Genomic DNA, 16,851 nt, shown 5'->3' with positions numbered 1-16,851 from the left:
GGTTGCCTTCCTTGTCGACGAAGACCGCGGTGACTTGGGCGTCGCAGGACAGGCGTGCGGCGATGGCGGCGGAGACGGGTCCGGCCCAGGGCATGCTGGCGTGCCGGACTCTGCGGTAGTGCCGCGGGGGTCGGATGTCTGAGCAGCTATCGCCGGGTGTGGATCTGGTTGCGCCGACGGGTCCGGTTGCGTTGGGGGAGTGGTAGTCCCACCCGTTCTTCGTCCAGGCCCCTGTCGCCGGGGTGGGCGCGGTCCTGGCGACGGCTTCCTTGAGGGCGTCGAGGTCGATGGTGACGGTGACGTGCGGTTGTTCGCCGCCCTCGACCGGTCCTCGGGCGTTGTCGAGGTGCCCGCGGATGATCTGCTCCAACGCATCGGCGCGGCGCTTGGCGGCGGACCGCGGGTCGCGGATGGGGTTGCCGTCGTCGTCTGTGCTCGGGTGCGGCTTGGACAGGCCAGACAGTGCGGTGTTCAACGCCTCACCGACCTCGGCGTCGAACGATCCCTTCACGTGCACGCGCCCGCCGAGTGTGGCGGAGGCGTGGAACTCGTTGAGTTCGGGGTTCTCTCCGTCGGGTGGGACGGTCCCGTCTAGCTGCAGCAGCAGTTCCAGGGCGCGGGCGCGCCGTCGCAGGACGGTGGCGTTCTCGAGTTGGGCGGCGATGAGCAGGTAGGCCTGGCAGTCGTCCGGGCGCCCGGTTTCTGGGTCGGGGTGGTTCCAGTCCGTCTCCACCGGCGGGCCAGGCTGGCCGACGGTGAGTCGTTCGAGTCGGGCGAGGAAGTCGACGATCACCTGCACGTGCCCGAGTTCGATCCGTCCGGCGTCCAATGCGGCGGCCATTCGCGGGTGCAACGGCAGTTCCCGTCCCAGTCGGACGATCTTGCCGGCGTGGCCTGCGGTCATGTGTGTGGTGTCGGAGAGCCAGGAGGTGGTGTCGGCGGCGCCGAGGTCGTTGGGGACGCATCTCTGGTCGGCCTCGTGGACCAACCGGACCCGTAGGGCCTCCAGCTCGAGGATCTTCGATGACAGTTCCGGGACGGTGCTCGCGAGTTCGGTTTCGTCGAGTCGCCATGCCTCGACCCCGGTGGGGTCGGCGAGCATCTCGACGAGTTCCATGCATCAGACAATACTTGCACACATATTCGATAGCAATGATGTTTCGCCTGGTAAACGTCCTGTGGCCCACGGCTACTGTTGGTCCCTGTTGGCGCCAGAAATGCGCACAGGCGCCGAGGCGCTCGCACGAATTCCTTGCCAGTCGCTCAGAAACACAGTGGGCTGGGCCGCAGGAGTCGAGGGAGATCCTCTGCCTCCGTTCGGATCGAAGACGCCGGATCCGGGAGCTGAGCACGGGCACACCGACAGGCGAAGCGCTGCAGTGTCGCTGCATCGCCGGATGCACTTGCCTGGCACGATCACGCGGCATGGGGGAACAGAGGGAACGACTCGACCGCGGAGTTTGGTATCTCGATGATCCGGAGCTTGCCGACCTCCGGCGCCGGTGTTGGCGCATGCTGGACAGATTCAACGGCGCCGGGGCAGACGACGACGAGTCGAGGGCGCAGGTCCTGCAGGAGATGTTGGCGCAGGTCGGCGAGCGGGTGGTGGTGATGCCGCGATTCCAGTGCAGCTACGGCCACAACATCCGTCTGGGCGACGGGGTCTTCGTGAACGTCAATGCGTTCTTCATGGACGACGCGCCGATCACGATCGGAAGCGACTCGCGGATCGGCCCGGGAGCTCAGTTGATGACGGCGCTGCACCCGATCGAGGACCACCAGAAGCGCCGGGACGGATGGGAGCGAGCCGCCCCGATCGCCCTCGGGGAGAACGTCTGGCTCGGTGCCGCGGTCACGGTCGGTCCGGGAGTTTGCATCGGGGACAACACCGTTGTCGGCGCGGGCAGCGTTGTCCTGCACGACATTCCCGACCATGCCGTCGCCGTGGGAAGTCCCGCCCGGGTTGTCCGGCGAACCTTCGGTGAGAGGTGACGTCGGCTCACAGCCGCATCGCCGACGCCATCCGCGCCATCGACAGTGCCTCCCCGGCCCGCGTCACCACCACCTGCCGGGACTCGTCGATGTGCTGGCGCAGCGCGTCGTAGGCGATGTCCAGCCGGCCGTCGAGCACCAGTTCGGCCAGGTGTACGTGCTCGTCGACGGTGGCCGCCATCCGGTCCGGAGTCAGGTAGTCGAACATCCGCACCGGGCGGACCTTCGCGTTGACGGCGACGAGGGCGTTCGCGAGCGCCTCGTTGCCTGCCGACTCCAGTAGCACCGTGTGGAACTGCTCGTCCAGGCCGACGAACCCGGCGTCCGGCTCCGGCATCCGGGCGCGCAGCGCGTACCACCGGTCCAGTTCGGGGCCCAGCACGTCCGGGTCGTGCCGACGGCCGGGGCCGTCCAGGACCCGCGAGATGCCCTGCAGCTCCAGGACTGTCCGCAGCTCGTAGAGGCCGGCGAGTTCGTCGAGTCGTGGCCGGTACGGAAACAGTCCGCCCTCGTCCCGCTGAATCAGGCCGTCGGCCAGCAGCCGGGCCAGGGCCTCGCGGACCGGCGTGCGCGAGACCCCGTACTGCCCGGCCAGGCGTTCCTCGCCGAGCCGGTCGCCGGGCGCGATCCGCCCACACATCAGGTCCGACCGCAGCGACAGGTAGACGCGATCGCTCAGCGACGGCGGGGCGCTCATCAGATCGCCATCGCGGATCGGACCTCCGACAGCGCCTTGTCGACGTCGGTGCCTGCGGCCGCGCCGCCGGGACCGGACGAGACGATGCGGCCGGACGCGAGTACGTGGCACTGCCGCGCGGCGTTCAGGGCGAACCCGATGTGCTGCTCGACCAGCAGCACGCCGAGGTCGCCGCGGCCCGTGAGTTCGATGATGGTGCGCTCGATCTCGGCCACCACCGACGGCTGGATGCCCTCGGTCGGCTCGTCGAGGATCAGCATCTTGGGCTCGGTGATCAGGGCCCGGGCGATGGCCAGCTGCTGGCGCTGGCCGCCGGAGAGCAGTCCGGCCCGCCGATCCAGCAGCCCCGTCAGCGCCGGGAACAGGTCCAGGGCCTCGGCCATCAACGCCCGGCCCCGACGCCTCCCGTCCGCGACCACCTGCAGGTTCTCTGCGGTGGTCAGCTGGCCGAACGACTGCTGGCCCTGCGGCACGTAGGCGAGGCCCCGCGCCACCCGGGCGCTGGGCCGCAGTGCGGTGACGTCCTCACCGTCGAACCGCACGCTGCCGGAGCGGACCGGCAGCAGGCCCACCGCGGCACGCAGCAGGGTGGTCTTGCCTGCGCCGTTGTGTCCGAGGACCGCGGCGACGCCGTCGGGCGGCACCTCGAGGGACACCCCGTGGATCACCTCGGAACGGCCGTATCCGGTTCGTACGTCAACGAGTTCGAGCATCGTCGGCCTCCTCGTCAGTGATGCTGGCTGCTGCGGCGGTGCCCAGGTAGACCTCCTGGACGCGAGGGTCGGCCTGTACCTGTTCGACGGTGCCCTCGCTCAGTACCCGGCCTGCGGCCAGCACGGTCACCGAGGTGGCGAACGCCCTCATGAAGTCCATGTCGTGCTCGACGACCACGACGGTGCGGCCACCGCCGATGCGCCGCAACAGGTTTCCGGTCTCCTCGCGCTCCTCGTGGCTCATCCCGGCGACCGGCTCGTCGAGCAGCAGGACGTCCGCGTTCTGCACCAGCAGCATGCCGATCTCGAGCCATTGCTTCTGTCCGTGCGCCAGGATCCCGGCCGGGGTGTCGCGCAGTCCGGTGAGGCCGATGGTCTCGAGCGCCTCCTCGATTCGTGGCTCCACCGTGCGGCGGCGGCGGAGCATGGTCAGGGGGCCGCGACCCGCGCCTGCCGCGATGTCCAGGTTCTGCAGGACCGAGAGCTCCTCGAAGACGCTGGCCGTCTGGAAGGTCCGGCCCACGCCGAGCCGGGCGATCTGGTGAACCTTCTTGCCCACCAGTTCGACTCCGGACTTGGCCACCGACCCGGTGGCGGGGACCAGGCCGGTGATCGCGTCGACCAGGGTGGTCTTCCCGGCCCCGTTGGGACCGATCAGGAATCGCAGGTCGCCCTGCAGCAGCGTCAGGTTCACGCCGTCGACCGCCGTGAACCCGTCGAAGGTCACCCGCAGGTCGCGCACCTCGAGGTACTCGCTGGACATGCCCGCGTTGCCGCCGAACGCGGGTTCCGGAGCCGCCTGTGCGGCGGTGCTGGTCTCGGTCATCGAGCGAACTCCATTTCCGTTTCCACGGCGGGCGGTGCCGCCGTCGTTGTGTCAGTGGGCCGGCGCCGACGGCGCAGCGCGAACAGTCCCGCCACCCCGGCCGGGAAGAAGCCCACCACGACGATGAACAGCAGGCCCTGGGCGTAGATCCAGCCGGACGGGAAGGTCTCGGAGAACGCGCTCTGCGCCCACGCCACGCCGATCGCGCCGAGCACCGGGCCGAGCAGGGTGGCCCGGCCGCCGATCGCCACGCCGATCAGGAACGCGATGGACGGCACGATCCCCACGTCGGCGGGGGAGATGATGCCCACGATCGGGACGAACAGGGCCCCCGCGATGCCGGCGAAGAAGGCCGCGGTCACGTACGCGACGAGCTTGACGTTCGCGGGGTCGTAGCCCAGGAATCGGACCCGCTCCTCCTGGTCGCGGACCGCGACCAGGAGTTCGCCGTAGCGACTGTTCATCAACTGGCGGGTCGCCGCGACCACCGCGAGCAGTACCCCCGCCGCGATGAAGAACAGCATCCGCTTGTTCGCCGGATCGGCCAGGCTGAATCCGAAGAAGGTCCGGAACCTGTTGAGCCCGTTGCTTCCACCGGTGCTCTGCTGGCCGATCAGCAGGATCGCGAACGCCGCCGCCAGCGCCTGGCTGAGGATTGCGAAGTACGCACCCTTGACCCGACGCTTGAACACGCCCAGTCCGAGCAGGAACGCCACCAGTGCCGGCAGCAGCGCGATCGCCAGGATCGTCACCACCGGAGAGGCGAACGGCGCCCAGTAGCCCGGCAGCGTCCGGATCCCCGCGATCTGCATGAAGTCCGGGACCTCGGAGCCCTTGAGTTCGGCGTCGGCGATCTTCAGGTGCATGGCCATCACGTAGGCGCCGATGCCGAAGAACACGCCCTGACCGAGTGTCAGCATGCCGCCGCGTCCCCAGGCCAGCCCGATGCCGACCGCGACGATGGCGAAGCACAGGAACTTGGCCAGCAGGCTCAGTCGGAAGTCGCTGAGGACGGCGGGCGCGAGTCCGAACAGCACGGCGGCGGCCAGCGCGAAGCCCGCCCAGGTGCGGCCAGGGCCGCGGGTCAGGATGCTCATACGAGGCTCCTCGTCTTGACTGCGAACAGTCCTTGCGGACGGACTTGGAGGAACACGACGATCACCACGAACACGATGACCTTGGCGATGGACGCGGTCGTCGAGTACTCGACGAAGGAGTTCAGCAGGCCCAGGGCGAAGGCCGCGATCACGGCGCCCCGCAGCTGCCCCAGCCCGCCGACCACCACGACCAGGAAGGCGTCGATCAGGTAGGACTGCCCGAGCGTCGGGCTCGTCGACCCGATCAGGGTGAGGGCGACGCCGGCCACACCCGCCAGGCCCGAACCGATGAAGAAGGTGGTGACATCGGTTCGGCGGCTGGAGATCCCGCTGGTCTCGGCCAGGTCGCGGTTCTGCACGACCGCCCGGATGCGGCGGCCCATCGGCGAGCGGGTGAGCGCCACCGACAGGGCCGCCACCGCGACGATCGCGAGTACCAGGATGAAGATGCGGGTCTTGGGTACCACCGCCCCGAGGATCTCGACGCCGCCGGACAGCCAGCCCGGCGCGACGACGTTGACGGCGGGGGCGCCGAAGATGTCGCGGGCCAACTGCTGGAGCACCAGGCCCACACCGAAGGTGACCAGCAGCGTGTCGAGCGGCCGGTGGTACATGCGGCGCACCAGCGTCATCTCCAGCGCGACGCCGAGCGCGCCGCCGACCAGGAAACCCACCACCAGGGAGATCAGCAGCGATCCGGTGGAGCTGGAGACCACCTGCTGCACCACGTAGGCGGTGTACGAGCCGGCCATGATGAACTCGCCGTGGGCCATGTTGATCACGCCCATCTGACCGAAGGTCAGCGAGAGCCCGAGCGCGGCCAGCAGCAGGATCGAGCCGATGCTCAGACCGGTGAACAGCTGTCCGACAACGACGTCCATTGACGTCCTCCTGAAGGTGGTGGGGGTGTGGTCGTCGGGTCAGCCGCCGAGGCCGGCAGCCCAGGGGTAGGAGGTCAGGTACGGGTCGGGCTGGACCGGGGAGCCGGAGTCCCACACGGTGTAGATCAGGCCGTCGGGCCGGACCTCGCCGATCCGGGCGGTCTTGGTGACGTGGTGGTTCGAGCCGTCGATGGTGACCAGGCCCTCCGGCGCGTCGAAGGTGACCCCGTCGGCGTTGTCCTGAATGTCCTTGGTGGCGAAGGAGTTCGCCTTCTCGACGGTGTTCTTCCAGAGGTAGACCGAGGTGTACGCCGCCTCCATGGGATCGGAGGTGGGCTTGGTGGCGCCGTACTTCGCCTGGTAGGCGTCGACGAAGGCCTTGTTGGTGGGGGAGTCCACCGTCTCGTAGTAGTTCCACGCGGTCAGCTGGCCGGCGATGTTCTGCGCGCCGATGCCGCCGACCTCCTCCTCGGCGATCGAGACCGAGACCACCGGCATGTCGGCGGCCTTGAGGCCGACGTTGGCGTACTCGCGGAAGAACGCGACATTGGAGTCGCCGTTGAGGGTGTTGAACACCGCGTCGGCGTCGGCGGCGCGGACCTTGTTGACGATGGTGGAGAAGTCGGTGGACCCGAGGGGGGTGTAGTCCTCGCCCTTGATCTCCATGCCGTTGGCCGCCGCGTACGCCTTGATGATCCGGTTCGCGGTCTGCGGGAACACGTAGTCGCTGCCCACCAGGTAGAGGGACTTGACGCCCTTCTGCTTGAGGTAGTCGAGCGCAGGCACGATCTGCTGGTTGGTGGTGGCGCCGGTGTAGAAGATGTTCTTCGAGTCCTCGAGGCCCTCGTACTGGACGGGGTAGTACAGCAGGGAGTTTCGGTCCTCGAAGACCGGCAGCATCGCCTTGCGACTGGAGGAGGTCCAGCCGCCGAAGACGGCCGCGACGCAGTCGCTGCTGATCAGCTTGTCGGCCTTCTCCGCGAACACGGTCGGCTCGGAGGCGCCGTCCTCGGAGACGACCTCGATCTTCTTGCCCAGTACCCCGCCGTCGTTGTTGATCTGTTCGACCGCGAGCGCGATCGAGTCCCGGACGGTGACCTCGCTGATGGCCATGGTGCCGGAGAGCGAGTTGAGGGAGCCGACCTTGACGGTGTCGCCCGACGTGTCGACGCAGGACTCGGCGGTGGCGGCGGTGGCCGTGTCGGAGGCCTTGCTGCCGCAGCCGGTCAGGACCAGGCCGACGGCCGCGAGCGCGGCAGGGGCGACCAGGGTCCGCTTCGAGAAGGTGCGCATGTACAGGCCTTTCGGTCGAGGGCAGCGGTCGTGGAGGAGCTGGTGGGACCGGCGGGAGGGGGTGCCCGGCTGATGACGGTGCGTTGTATACGGCTGTTGTGTACCGAGCTGTATTCGAAGGACAGTAGGCGGAAGTTGTTGCGGCCGAATGTCTGTCGGTGACGAGTTGGTGACCCCGATTGCGTCCGTGTGAACAAGACTTCACCGTCCCCCACGGGCGGCAGCGCGTAGTCTGCGGCCGGCTCGAGGGGTCGTGACCGATCCGCGGATACGCGAGATTCGGTGGTGCCGATTCGTGTACGCTCCCAAACGATCAAGCAAGCGTTCGATCGGCGGCGTCGGACGGAACGGTGTCGCTTGGCGAGACGCCCGACCGCGGCGGCGCCACGAGGGGAACCGATGAGCACCGCCCGCCGCGACGAGATCCTCCTTCACGCCGCGCAGCTGTTCTGCGAGCGCGGGGTCGCCGGCACCACGGTCCGGGACATTGCCGATGCGGTCGGCATCCTGTCCGGGAGCCTCTACCACTACTTCGGTTCCAAGGACGCGATCGCGCTCGAGATCGTGGTGACCTTCCTCGACGACCTCAACGAGCGCTACGAGACGACGGCCGACCCGGCGCTGTCCGCGCGGGAACGGCTCTCCCAGATGGTCGCCCAGTCGTTCGCGGCCGCGTCGGACCATCCGTTCGCCACCGAGATTTACCAGAACGAGGGCTGGCTTTCCACGCAGCCCGCCGAGAGCCGGATCGCCACCGCGGTCGTCCGGGCCCACGGGTTCTGGCGCTCCGCGATCGGTCTCGGCGTGGCCGAGGGGGAGCTGCGCGACGACATCGACCCCGAGCACTTCCACCGGATGATCCGCGAGTCGGTGTGGTCGACGGTGCGGCTGTCGCGTCCGACCCTGCGGGAGTCGGCCGAGCAGATGCGGCACGAGCTCATCGCGGTGTTCCTGGACGGGTTCGCCAGCCCGGGTGGCCGTACGCCGGTCGCGCCGAGCCGGGTCGCCGCGCCCGCGGTGGTGCCGGACGAGGTGGTGGACGCGGCGAGTGCCGAGCATGCCGACTCGGACGAGCTCGCCGAGCTCCGGCGCGACCTGCGCGAGCTCAAGGATGCCGTCAGCGCGCTCCAGCGCGGCAACCAGGGCTGAGGCCCGGCCCGACCGCCGGGCCTGCCATTCCGCTCGATCGTCCGGCGGACGGTCGAGCCCCGCTCGCGTCGGGCGTTCTCGCCGGTAGGGCAGGCTTTTGACTTCCCGTGTGACCCACGGCATACTCGCCGTCACCAAGCGTTCAATCAAGCGCTTGTTTGATTCGCCTAACGGGTGAAGGTTCGTGGCGACGACAGGAGTCGACTTTGAGGATCGGAAAGGCTGCGCCGCTGCTGGTGGCAGCGGCTCTGGGGTTGACCGGCTGCGCGTCGGTGACCGCGATGTCGCCGGAGACGATCGTGATCGGGCTCGACGAGGACTCGACCGGGCCGGGCGCGTCGTACAGCACCATCGCCGGGCAGACCGTCCGGTTCGCGGTGGACATGCTCAACGAGCGGGGCGGGATCGACGGCAAGCGCGTCGAACTCGTCGTGGAGAACGACGAGAGCAGCCCGACCAAGACGCCGTCGATCATCCGCAAGCTCGTCGACCAGGGCGCGAGCGCGGTGCTGCTCGCCACCGGCAGTGGTTCGGTGCTGCAGGCCAAGTCGGTGCTCACGCAGTCGCAGATCCCGGCCATCGCGCCGGTGGTGCTCAGCGACGCCTTCGCGTCCGCGCCGGGCAACGACTTCTCCTTCATGATCCCGAACTCGCTCAAGCAGTACGCCGAGGTGTACTGCGGGGCATTCGAGAAGCTCGGCTACAGCAAGCTCGGCATCCTCGGTGACGCCAGTGCCTCGATCGACGGCATCGTCAAGACGCTGCGCCCGGCGCTGGAGAAGTGCGCGACCGTGACCGCCGTCGAGAAGGCCCCGGTCGACGCCGCGGACCTCACCGCGCAGGCCTCCCGGGTGGTCGGAAGCGACCCCGACGTGATCCTGGTGGCCAGCATCGGCGGGCACTTCGAGATCCTCGCGCACAACACCCTCGCCAAGATCGCCCCGGACACCCAGCGGCTCTCGCTCGCCTCGATCGGCAACCAGCCCAAGTCCTGGGCGCTCGCCGACCCCGGCGCGCTGGACGGCATGGTCTACATGGGCAGCCTCAGTTCGGGCAACCCGCGCACCGTCGAGCTCACCGAGAAGCTGCGCGCGGTCAAGGGCCCCGACTACGAGCTCACCGCCTACGACGCCCAGGCCTACGACGCGGTGATGATGCTGGCCCGTGCCATCGAGATCGCCGGCGACCACACCGACCGCGTCAAGGTGCGCGACGCGCTGCAGCAGGTCTCGGACCTGCCCGCGTCCTTCGGCCAGGACCGGCTGACCCTCTCGTTCAGCCCCGGGGACCACCTGGCGCCGGACAGCCTGTGCGGCCTGGTCCTGGTCGGCTTCGGCCCGGACAACCGACCCAGCGGCCCCTGGGATTCCTACCAACCGCCGTGCAGCTGACGAAGGAGTCCCACCGATGACTGACGCACAACTCTGGCTCGCCGCCGTCGAGATCGGCGCCTTCTTCTCCCTGATCGCCCTGGGCATGTACCTGGTCGTCGTGGGAGCGGACTTCTTCAACTTCGCGATGGGGCCGTACGCGATGGCCGCGGCCATGGCCTGCAGCACCGTGGTGATCAGCTACGGCGTGCCGCTGTGGCTTGCGCTCGTGCTCGGTGTGGCCGTGGGCGTGCTGCTGTCGGTGGCGACCGACCTGCTGGTGGTCCAGCAGGTCCAGAAACGCTCCGGCCGAGGCGAACTCCCGGCGCTGGTCGCGGTGACTGCGGTGCTGTTCGCGGTGCAGCAGCTCTCCGGCACGATCTTCGGGCGAACCCCGCTGCCGGGACAGAAGCTCTTCGAGGCCGAGCCGTTCACCGTCGCAGGCGCCACCGTCGACACCGCCTCCGTCACCCTGATCGGCGGCACGCTGCTGGTGTTCGTGGTGGTGGGCATCTGGCTGCAGGTCTCGCAGACGGGCCGGCTGCTGCGCGCGGTCGGCGACAACCCCGACGCCGCGCGGGTGCTCGGGCTGCCCGTGGCCCGGATCCGGCTGGTGGCCTTCACCGCGGCGGGCGCCATCGTCGCCGTCGCGGGGCTGCTGTTCGCACCCAAGGCGGGCGTGCAGTTCACCAGCGGGCTCTCCTGGACGCTGACTGCGTTCCTGGCGCTGGTGATCGGCGGAACCGGTCGTAGCTGGGCGCCGCTGATCGGCGGCATGCTGCTCGGCTTCGTCCAGGTGTTCGCGCCGTTCTACTTCGGTGCGAGCGCGGCGCAGACGGCGATTCTCGTTCTCGCGCTGGTCTTTTTCGCCTTCCGGCCGGAGGGCGTGTTCTCGAGGAAGGTGCGCGTCTGATGACCGTCACAACACGCTTCTCCGGCGCAGACGGCAGTCCCGGTGCGGCGAGCCCTCCCGGTGCCGCGGACACCGCCGCGCCGCAGGCGCGCCGGCGGATGCTGTCCGGCATCGCGGTCGAGACCGCGATCACCCTCACCGTGGTGGCCGTCGTGCTGGCCTGGATGGGTCCGAGCCTCTACCGGCAGGACCTGGTGTTCCTGGCAGCCACCTACTCCCTGATCGCCCTCGGCATGTACATCCCGTTCGTGATGGCGGGCTCGCTGTCGATGGCCTACAGCGCGTACGCCGCCATCGGCGCCTACGGGGTGGCACTGATCTCGGTGCGCACCGGGCTGTCGATGTGGTGGGGCTGGATCCTCGGTGCGCTGGTCGCGGCGGTGGTCGCGGTGGTGCTGAGCCTGGCCACCCAGAAGCTGTCCGGCTTCTACCTCGCCGCCGTGACCCTGCTGTTCGGCATGGCCTTCGAGCACTGGCTGATCGACGGTCCCGCCTTCACCGGCGGTTCCGCGGGGATCTCCGGTGTCGAGGCACTGACGCTGTTCGGCTGGCAGCCGCCGCGGTACACGCTGGTGGTCCTGGCGATCCTGTTCGTGTGTCTGATCGCGGTGGTGGTCGACCGGCTGCGTAAGTCGGTGTGGGGCCTGACGTTGCGGGCCTCGCGGGACAACAAGAACCTCGCCCGCTCCTCGGGCGTCAACCCGGCACACCTGACGGTCGTCGCCCTCGCGATCGGCGCCGCCATCGCGTCCACCGGCGGCTCGTTGTTCACGGTGTCCGTGCAGGCCGTCACGCCCGAGACCTTCACCCTGAGCATCGTCTTCCTGGCCATCTTCATGCCGATCATCGGCGGTCGGAACTCGGCCTGGGGCGCTCCGCTGGGCGCGGTGATCGTGGTGGTGGTGACGCTGAACATGCCCGGCTACCAGGGCAGCGGCGAACTGCTGCTGGCCATCGCGGTGCTGGTGATCCTGATCGCGGCCCCGGGCGGGGTCATCGGCTGGGCCGGGTCGGCACTGACGCGGCTGATGCCGCGATCGAACAAGGACGGAAGGGATCAGCTGTGAGTCAGAGCAACGAGACCGCGCTGCTCGAGGTCCGGGGACTGACCAAGTCCTACGGCGGACTTCGCGCCGTCGACGACGTCACCTTCAGCGTCGCGCCGGGCGAGGTGATTGGTCTGGTCGGGCCCAACGGTGCCGGCAAGACCACCCTGGTCGACTGCATCTTCGGCACCCAGCAGGCCGACGCGGGCACCGTGCGGCTGGCCGGGCGCACCCTGACAGGCGGCAGCGACAGGCGCGCCCGCCAGGGACTCTCGCGCACCTTCCAGCATCCGCAGCTGGCGCTGGAACTGAGCGCGGTGGAGAACATCGTGCCCGGCATCTACGGGCACCGGATGCGCTCGCCGCTGCACTCGCTGTGGTGGGCGCTCAAGGGGCCCTTCGAGGACCCGTCCGTCGCGGACCGGCGGGCGCGGGCCGTCGCGGCCGAGTACGCGATCACCGACACCACCAGCAACTGCGGTGACCTGAGCCTGGGTGGGCAGCGGCTGGTGGAGGTGGCGCGGGCGATGGCGACCGACCCGCAGGTGCTGCTGCTCGACGAGCCGTTCGCCGGTGCCGACCACAACGGCATCGCGGCAATCGCCGGTGCGGTGCGGCAGATCCAGCAGCAGGGGCGCGGGGTGGTGCTCGTCGACCACAACGTCGACCTGATCGCGGAGCTCGCCACCACCGTGGTCCTGCTCAACTTCGGTGGGGTGGCATTCCACGGCAGTCCCGCGGAATGCCTGGCGAGCGACGCCATGCGTGAGGTGTACTTCGGTGCCGGAGAGGAGATCTCATGACAACGCTCGAGGTGCGCGACATCTGCGTGCGCTACGGCTCGGCGGTCGCCGTGGACGGGGCGACCTTCACGGCGCCGTCCGGCACCGTCACCGCGGTGGTCGGCCCCAACGGCGCGGGCAAGTCCAGCCTGTTCGGGGCGATCTACGGCTCCACCCGCGCCACCGGCTCGGTCACCGTCGACGGCCTGCGGGTGGACAACCTGTCCGCCGCCCGTCGGGCGCGGGAGGGCTTCGCCTACGTGCCGCAGGGCCGGCAGCTGTTCATGAAGATGTCGGTGCTCGAGAACCTGCGGGTGGGCGCGGACCTGGTCGGGCTCGGCAAGGACTCCGTCGACTCCGCCTTCGACCGGTTCCCGGTGCTGCGTGAGCGCGCGCATTCCTACGCGGGCGTGCTCAGCGGCGGCGAGCAGCAGATGCTCGTGCTCGGCCGGGCGCTGCTGGCGACGCCGAAGGTGCTGCTGCTCGACGAGATGACGACCGGCCTCGCACCGAAGATCGTGGGGCAACTGCGGACCCTGGTCGCGGACCTCGCGACGGAGGGCGTGACCGTGCTGATCGCGGAGCCGTCGCTCGCCGCGCTGGCGCCGATCGTCGCGCGCGGCTACGTGATGCAGCGGGGCGAGATCATCGTCGCCTGCGACGACGCCGCCGCGCTGGACACCGCATACAAGCAGTCGATGGGCGTCGTCGACGCCACAAGGGGGAACTGACCTGATGGACCAGCAGACGACGACCACCACCGGCATCGAGGTCGGTGAGTTCACGTCCGCCCCGGAGAAGTTCCTGGGCGTGAGCATCAGTGAGATGGTGCGGCACTGGGCGCTGACCACTCCCGACGCGGTGGCATTCGTGAGCCCCGACTCGCGCGTGACGTGGGCCGAGTACGACGCCGCGGCGGACCGCGTCGCGTCGGCGCTGGCGGCGCTCCCGGACGTGCACGCGCCGGTGGCGCTGTACCTGCCGGACACCATGGTCTTCCACGCGGCGCTGTGCGGCGCCTACCGGGCCGGTCGCATCGCCGTGGGCATCGGATCACGTTCGGGCATCAAGGAACTCGCCCACCTGATGGATCGGTCGGGTTGCCGGACGCTGATCACCACCGAGACCCTGCGGGGCCAGGACAACACCGCACTGATCGACGAGTTGTGCTCCCGGGCAGGCATTCCGGACAACGTCGTGTTCCTCGACGAGCGCGGCGACGTGGACGTTCAGGTGGTCGACGGACCCGGCGCCCGGCGTTCGGTGCCGGTGTCCGCGCGGCGGTTCGCCGCCACCAGCCCGCAGTTCTGCATCTCCGACGTCTCGATGCTCAACTCCACCTCCGGCACCACCGGACTGCCGAAGTTGGTCACCCAGACCGAGGAACGCTGGATCGCCTTCTCCCGGGTGGCGGCCGCGGCCGGGCGGATCGGCCGGGGCGACGTGTTCTTCGGGGCGGTGCCTGCGCCCTTCGGCTTCGGGCTGTGGACCTCGCACTTCCTGCCCGCGTTGCTCGGCGCACCCAACGTGGTGATGGAGCGCTTCCACGTCGACACCATGATCGACCTGCTGGTCAGCGAGCGGGTGACAGTGCTCAACTGCGTCAGCACCCAGTTCAAGATGCTGCTGCGCTCCGAGCACGGGCGCACCGCGGACCTCGGTGCGCTGCGGGCGATGTTCACCGGCGGCGAGGCGGTGCCGTACTCCGAGGCGCTCGCGTTCGAGGAGCGGACCGGGGCCGCGGTGCTGCAGTTCTACGGGTCCAACGAGACCGGCGCGGTGAGCGTCACCACGGTCGACGACGACCCCGAGACCCGGCTGCGCACCTGCGGACACGTCATCGACAACATGCGGGTGCGGGTGTTCGACGATGCAGGCGCCGAGGTTCACGGAGACCTGCGTCGCGGCCAGCCCGGCGTCAACGGACCGCTGATGTGCCACGGCTACTGGGACGACGACGACGCCAACAGCGAGCTCTACACCGACGACGGCTGGATGCTGCTCGGCGACATCGTCGAGATCGACCGGGACAACCGGGTGCGGGTGGTCGGACGCAAGGCGGACATCATCATTCGGGGTGGCAAGAACATCTCGGCCGTCGAGGTGGAGGAGTTCGTGCGCGCACACCCGGCCGTCGTGCTGGTCTCCGTCGTCGGCGTCGAGGACGAGCTGTTCGGGGAGAAGGTCTGTGCGGTCGTGGTCACCGAGGACGGCTCGGACCTGCCTGCCGCGGAGCTGTCCGGCTGGCTGGCCACGAACGGCGTCACCCGCGAGTACATCCCGGAGCACGTGGTCACCCTGGAACAGCTGCCGATGGCGCCAGGCGGCAAGGTCGCCAAGGGCGAGGTGAAGGCGCTGGCCGCGGCCCGGCTCGCGGCGCCGGTGTAGTACGTCGAGTGTGCAGTTGTCGTCGTCCCACCCGGGCGATGCGCAGGCAACTGCACACCCGACCGCGGTCGGGGTGGCGCGGCTCAGTGGATGAGGTACGGCGAGACCGAGCTGCGGTGCTCGTTGATGTCGATGGCCTTGCCGAGCGGTGGGAAGGCCCGCTGCGGGCAGTTCATTCGCTCGCACACCCGGCAGCCGGCGCCGATCGGGGTGGCGATCTCGCTGTTGTCGAGGTCCAGCGCGTCGCCGTAGACGCTGCGGCCGGCGTGTCGCAGCTCGCAGCCAAGGCCGATGGCGAAGGTCTTGCCCGGCTGGCCGTACCGGGTCGCGCGACGCTCGACGGTGCGGGCGACCCACAGGTAGCTGCGCCCGTCCGGCATCTGCGCGATCTGGGTCATGATCTTGCCCGGGTACGCGAACGACTCGTACACGTTCCACAGCGGACAGGTTCCGCCGCTGGACGAGAAGTGGAATCCGGTGGCGGACTGCCGTTTCGACATGTTCCCGGCGCGGTCGACGCGGACGAAGGAGAACGGGATGCCGCGTTGTCTGGGCCGCTGCAGCGTCGAGAGCCGGTGGCAGATGGTCTCGTAGCTCTGGCCGAAGAAGGCGGACAGCCGCTCGACGTCGTAGCGGAACTCCTCGGCCACGTCGTGGAACTGGCCGTACGGCAGGACGGTGGCCGCGGCGAAGTAGTTGGCCAGGCCCAGTCGCGCCAGCGAGCGGGCGGCGTCGGAGGTGAAGGATCCCTCGTCCACGAGCTTGTCCAGCAGGTCGCCGCACTCGAGGAAGGCGAGTTCGGCGGCGAACTTGAACACCTTCTGCCCGCCGGACAGGTGCGGGGAGATCTCCAGCACCCGTCGGACCGGGTCGTACCGGTGCAGGACGCCCTCGCCGAGGTCGATGCGCTGGACGATCTGCACGTCGTGCATCGTCTCGAGGCGGCGGGCGATCTCGCCGGCCACGTCGCCGCGGTGGAAACGCATTCGCGCGGTCAGTTCCTCGGCGGCGGTGTCCAGCTCGTGCAGGTAGTTCTGCCGCTGGTAGAAGTAGTCGCGCACCTCTTCGTGCGGCATGGTGATCGACCCGCTGCCGCTGCCGTCGCTGAACCGGTCCTCGGTGGCGGCGGCGAGCTGCATGGTGGTGTTGCGGTAGCGCCGGTGCATGTTGACCATCGCCTTGGCCAGCGACGGGTGGGCGGAGACCATCGCGGCGATCTCGTGGGCGTCGGCGTCGATGCCCATCTCCTGGTCGAGCGCGACCTCCCGCAGCTCGGCGATCAGGCGGGTGTCGTCCTGCGAGGCGAAGAAGCTGGTGTCGACGCCGAACACCTCGGTGATGCGCAGCAGTACCGGCACCGTCAACGGGCGCACGTCGTGCTCGATCTGGTTCAGGTAACTCGCCGAGATCTCCAGGGTCTGGGCGAGCGCGGCCTGGCTCATTCCACGTTCGCCGCGCAGTTGGCGCAGTCGCGCACCCACGAAGGTCTTGGCCATTTCACCAGGCTACGAGCGGTTCAAAAACTTGGCAACCTTGGGTTCGCAGACTTAACGGCACCGGCCGGTCGCCCGAGTCGCGCTGCGACGGGGTCCACTGCGGTCGGGCCTTCGGCGCCGGTCACCACGGGGTCTCGGGTGCTCGTTCGCCTGAGCCTTCCGAATTACTGGCGTAGCGTCAGGCGCGTTGAATGCGGGGCTCGATCCA

The 16,851-nt window shown here is 69.2% G+C and carries 16 protein-coding genes; 8 read left to right on the top strand and 8 right to left on the bottom strand.

Going from position 1 to position 16,851, the window contains the following annotated elements; all coding sequences use genetic code 11:
• A partial coding sequence (locus ACFO6S_RS16295) for a DUF222 domain-containing protein (protein ID WP_378418693.1) occupies positions 1-1,117 on the bottom strand: 1,117 nt, incomplete at its 3' end.
• Between the two features lie 308 nt (positions 1,118-1,425).
• Between ACFO6S_RS16295 and ACFO6S_RS16290 the strand changes: the two genes are divergently transcribed.
• A complete protein-coding gene (locus tag ACFO6S_RS16290; RefSeq protein ID WP_378418691.1) occupies positions 1,426-1,992 on the top strand; it encodes a sugar O-acetyltransferase in 567 nt (188 codons plus the stop codon).
• Positions 1,993-1,999: 7 nt separating this feature from the next.
• Here ACFO6S_RS16290 and ACFO6S_RS16285 read toward each other — a convergent pair whose 3' ends face one another.
• From ACFO6S_RS16285 to urtA, 6 genes are read right to left on the bottom strand one after another with little or no spacing between them, the layout of a single operon-like run.
• Entirely contained in the window at positions 2,000-2,689 is a 690-nt protein-coding gene (locus ACFO6S_RS16285; protein ID WP_378418689.1) for a GntR family transcriptional regulator, read from the bottom strand.
• Positions 2,689-3,402 carry an urea ABC transporter ATP-binding subunit UrtE gene (gene urtE, locus ACFO6S_RS16280; protein ID WP_378418688.1) on the bottom strand — a complete coding sequence of 238 codons (714 nt, stop codon included), beginning with the start codon at positions 3,400-3,402 and terminating at the stop codon, positions 2,689-2,691. The genes ACFO6S_RS16285 and urtE overlap by 1 nt, the downstream gene beginning before the upstream one ends.
• Positions 3,386-4,228: an urea ABC transporter ATP-binding protein UrtD gene (urtD, locus tag ACFO6S_RS16275; RefSeq protein WP_378418686.1), complete on the bottom strand. Its 843-nt coding sequence runs from the start codon at positions 4,226-4,228 to the stop codon at positions 3,386-3,388. The genes urtE and urtD overlap by 17 nt, the downstream gene beginning before the upstream one ends.
• Positions 4,225-5,325: an urea ABC transporter permease subunit UrtC gene (gene urtC / locus ACFO6S_RS16270; protein WP_378418685.1), complete on the bottom strand. Its 1,101-nt coding sequence runs from the start codon at positions 5,323-5,325 to the stop codon at positions 4,225-4,227. The genes urtD and urtC overlap by 4 nt, the downstream gene beginning before the upstream one ends.
• Positions 5,322-6,206, bottom strand: coding sequence for an urea ABC transporter permease subunit UrtB (urtB, locus tag ACFO6S_RS16265; RefSeq protein ID WP_378418683.1), 885 nt, complete (start codon positions 6,204-6,206; stop codon positions 5,322-5,324). Before urtB ends, urtC begins: the two co-directional genes overlap by 4 nt.
• Before the next feature lie 39 nt (positions 6,207-6,245).
• A complete protein-coding gene (gene urtA, locus ACFO6S_RS16260; protein ID WP_378418681.1) occupies positions 6,246-7,499 on the bottom strand; it encodes an urea ABC transporter substrate-binding protein in 1,254 nt (417 codons plus the stop codon).
• Positions 7,500-7,898: 399 nt separating this feature from the next.
• Between urtA and ACFO6S_RS16255 the strand changes: the two genes are divergently transcribed.
• From ACFO6S_RS16255 to ACFO6S_RS16225, 7 genes are all read left to right on the top strand, one after another.
• Positions 7,899-8,648, top strand: a complete 750-nt coding sequence (locus ACFO6S_RS16255; RefSeq protein ID WP_378418680.1) for a TetR/AcrR family transcriptional regulator — start codon at positions 7,899-7,901, stop codon at positions 8,646-8,648.
• Positions 8,649-8,854: 206 nt separating this feature from the next.
• Positions 8,855-10,039, top strand: coding sequence for an ABC transporter substrate-binding protein (locus ACFO6S_RS16250; protein ID WP_378418678.1), 1,185 nt, complete (start codon positions 8,855-8,857; stop codon positions 10,037-10,039).
• Between the two features lie 16 nt (positions 10,040-10,055).
• Positions 10,056-10,931, top strand: coding sequence for a branched-chain amino acid ABC transporter permease (locus ACFO6S_RS16245; RefSeq protein WP_378418676.1), 876 nt, complete (start codon positions 10,056-10,058; stop codon positions 10,929-10,931).
• The gene (locus tag ACFO6S_RS16240; protein ID WP_378418674.1) at positions 10,931-11,998 is read left to right on the top strand and encodes a branched-chain amino acid ABC transporter permease; all 1,068 of its coding nucleotides are present in this window, start codon (positions 10,931-10,933) and stop codon (positions 11,996-11,998) included. Before ACFO6S_RS16245 ends, ACFO6S_RS16240 begins: the two co-directional genes overlap by 1 nt.
• Positions 11,995-12,780 carry an ABC transporter ATP-binding protein gene (locus tag ACFO6S_RS16235; RefSeq protein ID WP_378418672.1) on the top strand — a complete coding sequence of 262 codons (786 nt, stop codon included), beginning with the start codon at positions 11,995-11,997 and terminating at the stop codon, positions 12,778-12,780. Before ACFO6S_RS16240 ends, ACFO6S_RS16235 begins: the two co-directional genes overlap by 4 nt.
• Positions 12,777-13,490, top strand: coding sequence for an ABC transporter ATP-binding protein (locus tag ACFO6S_RS16230; RefSeq protein ID WP_378418671.1), 714 nt, complete (start codon positions 12,777-12,779; stop codon positions 13,488-13,490). Before ACFO6S_RS16235 ends, ACFO6S_RS16230 begins: the two co-directional genes overlap by 4 nt.
• 4 nt (positions 13,491-13,494) lie before the next feature.
• Positions 13,495-15,147, top strand: a complete 1,653-nt coding sequence (locus ACFO6S_RS16225; RefSeq protein ID WP_378418669.1) for a class I adenylate-forming enzyme family protein — start codon at positions 13,495-13,497, stop codon at positions 15,145-15,147.
• An 83-nt stretch (positions 15,148-15,230) separates the two neighbouring features.
• Here ACFO6S_RS16225 and ramB read toward each other — a convergent pair whose 3' ends face one another.
• Positions 15,231-16,643: an acetate metabolism transcriptional regulator RamB gene (gene ramB, locus ACFO6S_RS16220; protein WP_378418667.1), complete on the bottom strand. Its 1,413-nt coding sequence runs from the start codon at positions 16,641-16,643 to the stop codon at positions 15,231-15,233.
• Positions 16,644-16,851: the final 208 nt, after the last annotated feature.

The sequence above is a fragment of the Rhodococcus kronopolitis genome (assembly GCF_042654025.1).
GTDB lineage: Bacteria > Actinomycetota > Actinomycetes > Mycobacteriales > Mycobacteriaceae > Rhodococcus_G > Rhodococcus_G kronopolitis.
This window is presented reverse-complemented; position numbering and strand designations above follow the sequence as displayed.